7 protein-coding genes are annotated in these 12,430 nt (G+C 61.6%); 6 read left to right on the top strand and 1 reads right to left on the bottom strand.

The features are described from left to right. Nucleotides 1–76: 76 nt before the first annotated feature. A complete protein-coding gene (locus FHK92_RS01965; protein ID WP_181286569.1) occupies nucleotides 77–1,444 on the bottom strand; it encodes an HD domain-containing phosphohydrolase in 1,368 nt (455 codons plus the stop codon). 227 nt (nucleotides 1,445–1,671) lie between these two features. Between FHK92_RS01965 and FHK92_RS01960 the strand changes: the two genes are divergently transcribed. The 6 genes from FHK92_RS01960 (at nucleotide 1,672) to FHK92_RS01935 (ending at nucleotide 11,883) form a co-directional block, all read left to right on the top strand. Beyond that, nucleotides 1,672–3,963 (top strand): EAL domain-containing protein, encoded by a 2,292-nt coding sequence (locus FHK92_RS01960; RefSeq protein ID WP_181286568.1) that lies wholly within the window; start codon nucleotides 1,672–1,674, stop codon nucleotides 3,961–3,963. After that, nucleotides 3,960–5,834 (top strand): EAL domain-containing protein, encoded by a 1,875-nt coding sequence (locus FHK92_RS01955; protein WP_181286567.1) that lies wholly within the window; start codon nucleotides 3,960–3,962, stop codon nucleotides 5,832–5,834. Before FHK92_RS01960 ends, FHK92_RS01955 begins: the two co-directional genes overlap by 4 nt. Before the next feature lie 39 nt (nucleotides 5,835–5,873). After that, a complete protein-coding gene (locus FHK92_RS01950) occupies nucleotides 5,874–6,833 on the top strand; it encodes a cytochrome-c peroxidase (protein ID WP_181286566.1) in 960 nt (319 codons plus the stop codon). Further along, nucleotides 6,830–8,629, top strand: coding sequence for a DAHL domain-containing protein (locus FHK92_RS01945; protein WP_181286565.1), 1,800 nt, complete (start codon nucleotides 6,830–6,832; stop codon nucleotides 8,627–8,629). The genes FHK92_RS01950 and FHK92_RS01945 overlap by 4 nt, the downstream gene beginning before the upstream one ends. After that, nucleotides 8,626–10,032, top strand: a complete 1,407-nt coding sequence (locus FHK92_RS01940) for an ATP-binding protein (protein WP_181286564.1) — start codon at nucleotides 8,626–8,628, stop codon at nucleotides 10,030–10,032. Before FHK92_RS01945 ends, FHK92_RS01940 begins: the two co-directional genes overlap by 4 nt. A 231-nt stretch (nucleotides 10,033–10,263) precedes the next feature. Further along, nucleotides 10,264–11,883 carry an FMN-binding glutamate synthase family protein gene (locus FHK92_RS01935; RefSeq protein ID WP_181286563.1) on the top strand — a complete coding sequence of 540 codons (1,620 nt, stop codon included), beginning with the start codon at nucleotides 10,264–10,266 and terminating at the stop codon, nucleotides 11,881–11,883. Nucleotides 11,884–12,430: the final 547 nt, after the last annotated feature.

The raw sequence follows: 12,430 nt of genomic DNA, 5'->3' as shown, positions 1-12,430 counted from the left end.
CAGATCGCGGCGGTGGGAGCAAAGCCTGGCGCCCATTCTCAAATAAACACAGAACCCATTGTCCGCCAGGTCTGCATCACCCCAAAATCGGCTTCGGCGCCGAAGGGTCCGCCTCTTCCTCGGGGATCTTGACGAACACGCTGTACCGCGCCCCTTCCATCGCTTCGAAAGCGATGAGCTTTTCGATCAGCGGGCCGCTCATGACCTTGCCGGCGTTGAGCAGCAGCATGCCGTTGTCGGCGTTGAGGTTGCGGGCCAGGACCATGCCGGCCGCCAGCTCGCGAGTGGTCACGACCTTCACCGTCGGGTCGGACAGGGTCACGTCTTCCAGGTATTCGGCACACGCCTTGATGAAGTCCTCGACCAGGTCCGGGTCGTACAGCTTGCCGGCGTATTTGCGGATGTAGACCAGCGCTTCGTCGCTGTTCATCTGCCGCTCCAGGATCAACCCGCGCTGCAACTCGATGAAATCCACCGCCAGCTTCAGCAGCCGCGAGCCGAACGGAATCGCCTCTCCCTTCAGATGATCGGGGAAGCCGCTGCCGTCCCAACGCTCCTGGTGATGAAGGATGATCCGCGCCGCGTCCTTCATCGGGTCGAGCGTCATCAGCAGCGATTCGCTCTGCTTCGGATAGGCGCGGTACAGCTCCAGTTCGCTGTGGTGCAGCATGTCGGCGGGCGTGACCATCATGTTGTCGGTCCAGCTCAGCTTGCCGATGTTGTAGAGCGCCCCGGCCATGGTCAGGTCGCGGTCGGTGGATTCGTCGAGAAAGTTGAGCCGGCTATAGACCCGCAGCAGCTCGATGATCTGCCGGTTGGTCTGCTTGGCCTTGGGCAAGCGCAGGTTGGCGATCAGCGAGAAGACTTCGGTGCCGGTCACGTAGCTGCGCTTGAGCTCTTCGTAGGCCAGGTCGAGCATGTCGGCGGTCTGCTGCAGCTCGGCGGTACGCGACGCCACGCGTTTCTCCAGCGTGGCGTTGAGGGTCTTGAGCTGCTGGTTCTGTTCCCGATTCAGCACTTCGAGGCGCTGGCGCTCGCTTTCCGAATGCTGGTGGGCCAGGGCCTGGCGCAGGGCCTGAACCAATTCTTCGTCGTTCCACGGTTTGCTGAGGTAGCGATAGAGCTGCCCCTCGTTGATCGCCTTGGTCATCATGTCCACGTCGGCATAACCGGTGAGCAGGATGCGCAAGGTCGACGGATACAACTTGCGGATTTCCGCCAGCAGCGTGGCGCCATCCATGTTGGGCATGCGCGCATCGGTCATCACCAGGTCGACCGGGCGCTCCTTGAGGATCTCCAGGGCCTTGGCACCGCTGTCCGCCAGCAGGATTTCATATGGCTGGCTGCGCAACAGCCGACGCAGGCTGTTGAGAATCGACTCTTCGTCATCCACCAGCAACACCGTCGGCTTCGTGACCGGAACGTTCGACGATTGATCTTCCATTGATACCCCCTCCCCATTGACGACCACTGTTCTACCCTACCCCTGATAGACAGGCTAGTAGATGGCGAATATTTAGACACAATTTGCCATCACTCACCGCGCGCATCCGATGAGCCGACTATGCTCTACCCCATGAAGGGCCAAGTACAGGCCGAATATTCATGCTAGCGAAAGGGATATCCGATGTTCCTACGGTTCTGTAGTCCGCATTTCGACGGTGCACGGCCATGAGCCTGCCGTCGGAACGATCCAATCGGCGAATATTAATTGTCGATGACACGCAAACCATTCATGAGGATTTTCGAAAGATCCTCAGCCCTGATGCAGTCTCCGAAGACAGCCTGAGCAGCGCTGAAGAAGCCTTGTTCGGCGCACCGGTGGCGGTTTCCGGCCAGAGTTTCGAACTCGACTCGGCGTTCCAGGGCATGGAAGCCCTGAACAAGGTCGAAACAGCCCTGGCCCAGGGCAAGCCCTTCGCCATGGCCTTTATCGATATGCGCATGCCGCCGGGCTGGGACGGCCTCGAGACCATCGAGCGGCTATGGCGCGTCGACCCCAAGCTGCAAGTGGCCCTGTGCACGGCCTATTCGGACTATTCCTGGGAAGACATCGCCGATCGCCTCGAACTCGGCGATCGACTGCTGATCCTGAAGAAACCCTTCGATGCCATCGAAATCCGCCAGATGGCCAGCACCCTGACCGTCAAATGGCAGATGACCGAAGACGCCGCGCTGAAGATGGATATGCTCGAACGGGCTGTGGAGGAGCGCACCCGGGAACTGGCCGACGCCAACATCATCGTGCAGAACAGCCCGACCATCCTCTATCGCCTGCGCGGCGAGCCGCCGTTCCCGTTGATGTACATCTCCCACAACATCACCAAGTTCGGCCATGTCGCGGCGCAACTGATTGACTCGCCGGATTGGGCGCAGACGCTGATCCACCCCGAAGACCAGAGCAAGGTCGACGAAGCCATGGTCCGCGTCCTGGACCGCGACAACGCCGGCGCCTCCATCGAATTTCGCATGCGCACCGGCGACGGCACCTTCCGCTGGGTGGAGAACCGCTACATCCCGGTGCGCAACGAGCAAGGCCTGCTGCTGGAAGTCGAAGGCATCATTCTCGACATCACCGAGCGCAAGCTGGCCGAGGAGAAGATCGCCCTGCTGGCCCGCACCGACGGCCTGACCGGGCTGGCCAACCGCGCCACCATGATCGAACGCCTGCACCAAGCCTTCGCCGCCGCACGCCGGGGCGCGGCGCCGTTTGCGATGTTCTACCTGGACCTGGATCACTTCAAGCGGATCAACGACACCCTCGGGCACCCGATCGGCGACCTGCTGTTGCAGGAAGTCGCCGCGCGCATCAAGGCCTGTACCCGGGAGAACGACGTCGTCGCGCGGCTGGGCGGCGATGAATTCGCCATCCTGCAACTCGACGTCCACGAAGCGACCCACTGCGCCGCGCTGGCGGCGAAAGTCCGCGACACGCTGGTGGCGCCTTACTCTCTGGACGGCAATGACGTGCGCATTTCCGTGAGCATCGGCATCAGCCTGTACACGCCGCAGAGCCCGAGTGCCGACAGCCTGATGGCGCAGTCCGACATGGCCCTCTATCGCTCCAAGGAAAAGGGCCGCAACCAGTATCACTTCCACAACGAGGAAATTAACCAGGAAGTGACGGACCGGGTCGCCCTGGCCAATGACCTGCGCCAGGCCATCGAGAACAACGAGCTGCACTTGCACTACTTGCCGGAAGTCGACCTCGGCACCGGCCGGATCCTCGGCATGGGCGTGCAGGTGCGCTGGAACCACCCGCAGCGCGGCTGGCTGGAACCGGCGGCGTTCATGCCGGCGGCGGAAAAAACCGGGATCATCATCGGCCTCGGCCATTGGGTACTCGACCAGGCCTGCCAGCAGATGCGCCAATGGCGCGACCAGGGCATGGCGCCGCCGGTGATCGCCATCGACCTGTCCCTGACCCAGCTCAAGACCGGCCCCGAGCTGATCTACGACGTACTGCGCACCACCGCGCGCTGGGAGCTGGCGCCCTGGGACCTGCGCTTCGACGTCACCGAAGCGACCCTGGCCCAGACCAAATGGACCCACAACGATGTGTTGCCACGCCTGTGCGAACTGGGCGTGCAGGTCGCCATCGATGATTTCGGCACCGAGTACTCGTCGTTCGACTACCTGAAGACGTACCGGGTCAACCATCTCAAGCTCGCCCAGCGGTTTCTCGACAGCGCCAGTGACGATCCGGAAAACGCCTCGACCCTGCGCGCGATCCTCAATTTCGCCCGGGACGTGGGCATCGGCATCATCGCCGAAGGTGTCGAAACCCAGGAGCAACGCACCACGCTGATGTCCAGCGGTGGCCCAATGCAGGCCCAGGGGCATTATTTCAGCACCGTGGTGGACAGCGGCCAGGCCGCCGAACTGCTCAAGGCCGGGACCATCATTCCCGTGGCGGATCACTGGACCCGGCCGGCCAGCCAGCTATCGGAGAGCAACCCATGAACCCCATGTCGGTACCCGCCAATCGGCGAATCCTCGTGGTGGACGACACACCCGCCATTCACCAGGACTTTCGCAAGATCCTCAGCCCCAGCGCCGGCAATGACGACTCGCTGGACGATACCGAGAGCCTGTTGTTCGGCACGCCACAGGTCAATCGGTTGCAGTTCCAGATCGACTCGGCCTACCAGGGCGAAGAGGCGCTGGAACTGGTCAAGCGCGCCCAGGCCGAGGGCCAGCCCTATGCGCTGGTGTTCGCCGACATGCGCATGCCGCCAGGCTGGGACGGCCTGCAAACCATCGAACAACTCTGGAAAGCCGATCCGCGCTTGCAGATCGCCCTGTGCACGGCGTTTTCCGACTATTCGTGGGAAACCATGTCCGAACGCATCGAGTTCGACGATCAGTTGTTGATCCTCAAGAAGCCGTTCGACACGCTGGAAATCCGCCAGATGGCCAGTGCCATGACTTGGAAATGGCAACTGGCCCAGGACGCGGCGCGCAAGATGCGCACCCTGGAACGGACGATCGAAGAGCGGGTCCAGGAGTTGCTCAAGGTCTCGCATCTGCTGCAATACGACGTGCTCACCGAACTGCCCAACAGCATGTTGCTCGGTGATCGCCTGACCCAGGCTTTGGCCCAATGCCGCCGCCATGACCGACAACTGGCGGTGATGTTCATCGGCCTGGACCGCTTCAAGCGCATCAACAATGCCCTGGGCCACCCGGTGGGCGATGAAATGCTCAAGCGCGTGGCGCGCACGCTGGCGACCGTGGTGCGTGAGTCCGATTCGGTGTTTCGCTACGGCTCCGATGAATTCGTGGTGATCCTGGGGGACGTCACCGATTCGCAATCGACCAAGGGCGTGGCGGAAAAACTGCTGACGGCGATCAACTCCCCGCATCCCATCGACGGCCACGACCTGACGGTCACGGCGAGCCTGGGCATCAGCGTGTATCCGGCCGACGGCTTCGACGCCGTGGCGCTGATCAAGAAAGCCGAGACGGCGATGCGCAACGTCAAGGAACACGGCCCCAACGATTACCGCTTTTTTACCGAAGACATGAACCGCCGGGCACGGCAGCAGCAGACCATCGAGTCCGGCCTGCGCCTGGCCTTGCAGCGCAAGGAATTCGTGCTGCATTACCAACCCAAGCTCGACCTGGTGAGCGGCAAGGTCGTCGGTGTCGAGGCGCTGGTGCGCTGGAACCGGCCCGACCATGGTCTCGTCTATCCGTCGGATTTCATCCCGGTGGCCGAGGACAGCGGCCTGATCGTGCCGCTGAGCCAATGGGTGCTCCAGGAAGCCTGCCAACAGGCGTGTCGCTGGCAAGCCGAGGGCATGCGGCCGCTGTACCTGTCGGTCAACGTCTCGGCGATCGATTTTCGCCAGCGCGGTTTCGTCGACGGCATCGCCCGTACCCTCAAGGAAACCGGCCTGGATCCGACACAGTTAGAACTGGAGATCACCGAAAGCGTGCTCATGCAAAACATCGACACCACCGTCGCCACGCTCAAGGCCATCAAGCACCTGGGCATCCGGCTGGCGATCGATGACTTCGGCACCGGCTATTCAAGCCTGAGCTACCTGCAGAAATTTCCGGTGGACGTGCTGAAGATCGACCAGTCGTTCGTCGGCGACCTGAGTATCGACAGTAACGACGCCAAACTGGTGAGCACGATCATCAGCCTGGGCAAGAGCCTGAACCTGCACATCATCGCCGAAGGCGTGGAGACCCGGGACCAATTGGAATTCCTGAAGATCCACCAGTGCGAAGAGGTGCAGGGCTATTACTTCAGCAAGGCCGTGGAACCACAAGCATTCAGCCAATGGATGGCCGAATGGGAACAACGCCCGAACCCGTTTTCGTAAGCGCCAGAGTTCATAAACCCGTTTCAAGGAAAGCACCCCATGGCGTCACACGGATTGATTCTGGCTCTCGGCCTGCTCGTGGGATTGAGCACGGCCGCTCACGCCGAGCCACTGGACGAACCGCTCAAGCCGCTGCCTCCGGTCCCGAACCTGGACCCCAAGCGGGTCCAGTTGGGCCAGCGGCTGTTCAATGACCCACGGCTGTCGGTCAACAACACGCTGTCCTGCGCCAGTTGCCATCGCCTGGACAAGGGCGGTGCCGATGACAAGGCGTTTTCCCTGGGCTTCGATGGCAAGCCGGTGGAAGTCAATACGCCCACCGTGTTCAACGCCAGCCTGAACTTCCATCAATTCTGGGACGGTCGCGTCGACACCTTGGAAGAACAGGTGCACATGGTGGTGATCAGCCCGACGGAAATGGGCAGCTCCTGGGAAACGGTGGTCAAGCGCATCGCCGATGATCCGGACTATTCCAAGGCGTTTTCCAACGCCTACCCCGACGGGGTGAACGAACCCAATATCCGCAGCGCCCTGGCCGACTACGAGCGCACCCTGCTGACCCCCAACTCGCGCTTTGACCAGTACCTGCTGGGCAACACCGATATCCTCACGCCTCGGGAAAAATTCGGTTACCAGCGCTTCAAGGAATACGGCTGCATCGCCTGCCATCAAGGCGTGAACATCGGCGGCAACATGTTCCAGAAGTTCGGCGTCATGGGCGACTACATCGCTGATCGCGGCAACCCCACCCGGGCTGACGAAGGGCGCTTCAACGTCACCGGCGACGAAGCCGACCGCCAGGTGTTCAAGGTCCCCAGCCTGCGCAACGTGGCTGTCACCGCGCCGTATTTCCATGGCAGTTCCGCGCCGACCCTGGAGAAGGCGGTCGAAGTGATGTTCAAGTACCAGTTGGGCCGCGAGCCCCTGAAAAACGATACCGAGCTGATCGTCGAGTTCCTCAAGACCCTGACCGGTGAATGGGAGGGCAAGCCACTATGACCCTCTCCCGCCGCCTCGGCCTGGCCTTCATCGGCGTATTGCTGGCTTCGATTTTGTTGTTCATGTACATCGAATCCGGAGCCCAGCAGGCTGCTTCGCACATTGAATCCAGGGACCTGATCCGCGTGCTCAAACAGCAGGACGCCGCCTGGGACAACGAAGTGCTCAAGGCCCGCGTCGCCCTGAGCCACAACTACGACCCGCTGGTCTCGCCCCTGCATGAGATGACTCGGTTGTGGCAACGCCTCGACCTCATCGAGTCGGAACCGGGCCGGCATGCGCCCTCGTTGTGGGACACACAGCGCGACGAATACCTCAAGGCGGTCAAGGAAAAAACCCGCCTGGTGGAGCAATTCAAATCCCACAACGCCATATTGCGTAACTCCCTGGCTTTCCTGCCTACCGCCGAGGACGACATTCAGGGCCAGTTCGCCCGGCTCTCTGACGCCGACAGGCTGCAATTGCAAAACGTTGCCATCGACACCTATGACCTGCTGCTCAGCAGCCTGGAGTTCGCCCAGGTCACCACCCAGGACCAGGCCGCCGAAATCCTGCTGGGGCTCAACCGCCTGGAAGTGAACCGCGACCGCTTGCCCGAAGGTCTGCAAGGTTCCATCGACATCCTGCGCCGGCACATCGCGCTGATCCTGCGTGAACAGCCCAAGGTCAATGAACTGCTGCAGGGCATCGAGGCGGTGCCACTGGCGGCTCGCCTCGACACCATCACCAATCTCTTGGACTCCGACCAGGAAAAAGCCGCCGCCAAGCACCAGCGCAACCACATCTACCTGCTGCTATTCGCCACGTTCCTGGTGCTGATATTGATCTGGCTGGCGATCCGACTGATCCGCAGCTTCGCGGAAATCAAGCGGGTCAACAGCGCCTTGCAAACGGCCAACGACGAACTCGAACAACGGGTCGAGGAACGCACTCGCCAGCTCAAGGACACCCAGAGCGAACTGATGGACACCGCCCGCCAGGCCGGCATGGCGGAAATTGCCACCAACGTCTTGCACAACGTTGGCAACGTGCTCAACAGCGTGAACATTTCTGCCGACCTGGTCAGCCGCAAGCTGCGCAGCAGCAAGGCCCTGGGGCTGGGCAAGGCGATGAACCTGATCAACGAGCACAGCCACGACCTGGGGCATTTCCTCACCGAGGACGAAAAAGGCAAGCTGCTGCCCGGCTACCTCAACCAGTTGGTGGAAGCCATCGCGGTGGAGCAACAAGGCCTGACCGACGAACTGGCGCAACTGAGCAAGAGCGTCGATCACATCAAGGACATCGTTTCCACGCAGCAATCCTACGCAGGCGCCAACACCTTGATGGAGCCGCTGGTGGTCAGCGAACTGCTCGAAGATGCCCTGCGCATGAACTCCGGCGCCCTGACCCGACACCACGTGACGGTGATCAAGGAATACGGCGAGGTGCCCCGGATCATGGGCGACAAGCACCGCTTGCTGCTGATCCTGATCAACCTGATCAGCAACGCCAAATACGCCATGGCCGGGGTTTCGAACCATGCGCGGAACATGACCCTCAAGGCCACGGTCGTAGACGAAGAGCTGCAGATCAGTGTCAAGGACGAAGGTGAAGGCATCCCGGCGGAAAACATGACGCGCATCTTCGCCCACGGGTTTACCACCCGTAAGGACGGCCACGGGTTCGGCCTGCACAGTTGCGCACTGGCGGCGATTGAAATGAACGGCCACCTCACCGTACACAGCGAGGGGCCCGGGACCGGGGCAACGTTCGTACTGCAACTGCCGTTGAAACTCGCAGAAGGTGAGCCATGAACAACATGAGCAACCGGCGCATCCTCCTGATCGACGATACGCCCGCCATCCATGAAGACTTCCGAAAGATCCTGACGCCTGAGGACGAGAGCAACGCCGAACTGCAGGACATGGAAAGCGCACTGTTCGGCGAAGCGCCGAAAGCCGTCACCACGGTGTTCGAATTGGACTCGGCCTATGGCGGCCAGGAAGGCTTGGCCAAATTGCAGCTAGCCCTGGGAAAGGAGCGCCCTTATGCCTTGGCGTTTGTCGACATGCGCATGCCCGAAGGCTGGGACGGCGCCAAGACCATCGAAGAGCTGTGGAAAGTCGACCCGCAACTGCAAGTGGTGGTGTGTACCGCGTACTCGGATTATTCCTGGGACGAACTGCTCGACCGCCTGAACGGCCACGACCGGCTGCTGATCCTGAAAAAGCCCTTCGACAACATCGAAGTCCAGCAGATGGCCAACACCCTGACCACCAAATGGGAAATGACCTCCCGCGCCCGCTTGAAAATGAACAAGCTCGAAGACCTGGTGGAACAACGGACACTGGCGTTCAAGCAGGCCAGCGAACTGCTGCAGATGGAAATCGACGAGCGCAAACTGCTCGAGACCCAACTGGTGCAGTCGGAAAAACTCGCTTCGCTGGGCCAACTGGCGGCCGGCGTCGCCCATGAAATCAACAACCCGATCGGCTTCATTTCGTCCAACCTTGGGGCCTTGGGTGGTTATTTCAGCAAACTCGAGGAGATGCTCCAGGCCTACGGCAGCGCCGAGCAAGCCATTGCCTCGCCGGAGCTGGTGATGAACTTGAAGAGCCTGCGCCAGGAGGTGGAACTGGATTTCCTGGTGGAAGACATTCCGCTCCTGATCAAGGAATCCAAGGACGGCATCGCCCGCGTCGGACAGATCGTCAAGGACCTCAAGGACTTCTCCCGGGTCGACTCCAGCCAGGAATGGCAGATGGCGAATTTGCAGCAAGGCATGGACTCGACCTTGAACATCGTCGCCAACGAGATCAAGTACAAGGCCGACGTGGTCAAGCAATACACCCCATTGCCGGAAGTCGAATGCCTGCCGTCGCAGATCAACCAAGTGATCATGAACCTGATCGTCAACGCCGCCCAGGCCATCGGCCCGGAACGCGGCACCATCACCCTGCGCAACGGCGTCGAAGGCGACCACGTCTGGATCGAAGTCGCCGACAACGGCTCGGGCATCCCACCGGAAACCCTGCAGAAGATCTTCGACCCGTTCTTCACCACCAAACCCATCGGCCAAGGCACCGGGCTTGGGTTATCGCTTTCCTACGGCATCGTGAAAAAACACAACGGCGAAATCACGGTGAGCAGTGAGGTGGGCGTAGGGACGACGTTCCGGGTGGAATTGCCGGTGCGGCAGATGAAGATGGCGGGGTGAATAACACCGGTCTGATCGACTCTGGTTCAATTGTGGGAGCGAGCTTGCTCGCGATATCGGTGTGACAGTCAACGAAGGTGTTGAATGTTTGACCGCCATCGCGAGCAAGCTCGCTCCCACAGGTTTTTCCGCAGTCTCAGGCTAATTATTCCAGCCCTACACAGCTCCCTCGCCACGGGGTTGCATTCCACGCTAATGTCTCGCCAACCGCCCTCCCCCCAAGGAACCCGCATGAGCCTATCGTTGCTGAGCCGCTACGCCTTCTTCGCCGGCTGCGTGATCTTCACCCTCGCCAGCCTGCCGTTTCTGCAACACGACTGGCTCTGGCCGATTGCACTGGTGACGGGGCTGCTGAGCCTGCTGGGGTTGTTCGACCTGCTGCAAAGCCGCCACGCCGTGCGGCGCAACTACCCGATCCTGGGCAACATTCGCTACCTGGTCGAAGGCATCCGCCCGGAGATCCGCCAGTATTTGCTGGAATCCGACAGCGACGCCCTGCCCTTCTCGCGCGCCCAGCGCTCGCTGGTATATTCCCGCGCCAAGAACGAAAGCGCCGACAAACCGTTCGGTACCCTGATCGACGTCTACCAGACCGGTTTCGAATTCATCGGTCACTCCATGCGCCCGGCCCCATTGAGCGACCCCAGCGGCTTTCGCGTGACGGTCGGCGGCCCGCAATGCACCCAGCCTTACTCGGCCTCGGTGTTCAACATCTCGGCCATGAGCTTCGGTTCCCTGAGCGCCAACGCCATCCGGGCATTGAACCAGGGCGCCAAGCTCGGCAATTTCGCCCATGACACCGGCGAAGGCAGCATCAGCCCTTACCACCGCGAACACGGCGGCGACTTGACCTGGGAACTGGGCAGCGGCTACTTCGGCTGCCGCACATCCGACGGGCGCTTCGACCCGGAACGCTTCGCCGCCCAGGCGCAGAACCCCCAGGTGCGGATGATCGAAATCAAGATGAGCCAGGGCGCCAAGCCCGGCCACGGCGGGATCCTGCCCAAGCACAAGGTCACCCGGGAAATCGCCGAGACCCGTGGCATTCTCATGGGCGAGGACTGTGTATCGCCGTCCCGTCACAGCGCGTTTTCCACGCCGATCGAACTGATGCAATTCGTCCAGCAACTGCGTGAACTGTCCGGCGGTAAACCGGTGGGCTTCAAGTTCTGCCTGGGTCATCCGTGGGAATTCATGGGCATCGCCAAGGCCATGCTCGAAACCGGGATCCTGCCCGACTTCATCGTCATCGATGGCAAGGAAGGCGGCACCGGCGCCGCGCCAGTGGAGTTCACCGACCACATCGGCGTGCCGCTGCGCGAAGGCCTGTTGTTCGTGCACAACACTCTGGTGGGCCTGAACCTGCGCGACAAGATCAAGCTCGGCGCCAGCGGCAAGATCGTCAGCGCCTTCGACATCGCCAGCGTCCTGGCCATCGGCGCCGACTGGGCCAACGCCGCGCGCGGCTTCATGTTCGCCATCGGTTGCATCCAGTCGCAAAGCTGCCACACCAACAAATGCCCCACCGGCGTCGCCACCCAGGACACCCTGCGCCAACGCGCCCTGGTCGTTCCGGACAAGGCCCAGCGGGTCTACAACTTCCACCGCAACACCCTCAAGGCCCTGGCCGAAATGCTCGCCGCCGCCGGGCTTGAACACCCTTCGCAATTGCAGCCCAAGCACCTGGTGCGGCGCATGTCGGCCACCGAGATCAAGCTGTTTTCGCAACTGCACGTGTTCCTCAAACCAGGAGAATTGCTGACCGGGGAAGTGAACGGACAGTTCTATTCCCGGATGTGGCAGTTAGCGCGGGCAGACAGTTTCGAGCCCCAGGAAATAGCGGCGGCTTAAACGTCGGCCTGCTAGAGCGCACCAGCCCTTGTGGCGAGGGAGCTTGCTCCCGCTGGGGCGCGCAGCGGCCCCAAGACAGGCACCGCGACACAACAGTCAGACCGCGCCAGCCCGGTTGCGACTGCTGCGCAGCCGAGCGGGAGCAAGCTCCCTCGCCACGGGGTGATGCGCTGTGTTTGCTGACGCGGACGTTCATCGACATTGCGCGATATCGACAAACAAACACAGCTTGGGCACCACATCGCGCGGGCAGACAGTTTTGAGCCCCAGGAAATAGCGGCGGCTTAACATCGGCCTGCTAGCGCGCACCAGCCCTTGTGCCGAGGGAGCTTGCTCCCGCTGGGGCGAGCAGCGGCCCCAAGACAGGCACCGCGACACAACCGTCAGACCGCGCCAGCCCGGTTGCGACTGCTGCGCAGCCGAGCGGGAGCAAGCTCCCTCGCCACGGGTGATGCGCTGTGTTTGCTGACGCGGACGTTCATCGACACTGCTCGATATCGACAAACAAACACAGCTTGAGCGCCACATCGCGCGGGCAGACAGTTTC

The sequence above is a fragment of the Pseudomonas brassicacearum subsp. neoaurantiaca genome, from assembly GCF_013608025.1.
GTDB lineage: Bacteria > Pseudomonadota > Gammaproteobacteria > Pseudomonadales > Pseudomonadaceae > Aquipseudomonas.
This window is presented reverse-complemented; position numbering and strand designations above follow the sequence as displayed.

Coding starts and splice junctions, on each gene's coding strand:
- FHK92_RS01960 (WP_181286568.1), top strand. CDS start 1,672: ATGAGCCTGCCGTCGGAACGATCCAATCGGCGAATATTAATTGTCGAT.
- FHK92_RS01955 (WP_181286567.1), top strand. CDS start 3,960: ATGAACCCCATGTCGGTACCCGCCAATCGGCGAATCCTCGTGGTGGAC.
- FHK92_RS01965 (WP_181286569.1), bottom strand. CDS start 1,444: ATGGAAGATCAATCGTCGAACGTTCCGGTCACGAAGCCGACGGTGTTG.
- FHK92_RS01950 (WP_181286566.1), top strand. CDS start 5,874: ATGGCGTCACACGGATTGATTCTGGCTCTCGGCCTGCTCGTGGGATTG.
- FHK92_RS01935 (WP_181286563.1), top strand. CDS start 10,264: ATGAGCCTATCGTTGCTGAGCCGCTACGCCTTCTTCGCCGGCTGCGTG.
- FHK92_RS01940 (WP_181286564.1), top strand. CDS start 8,626: ATGAACAACATGAGCAACCGGCGCATCCTCCTGATCGACGATACGCCC.
- FHK92_RS01945 (WP_181286565.1), top strand. CDS start 6,830: ATGACCCTCTCCCGCCGCCTCGGCCTGGCCTTCATCGGCGTATTGCTG.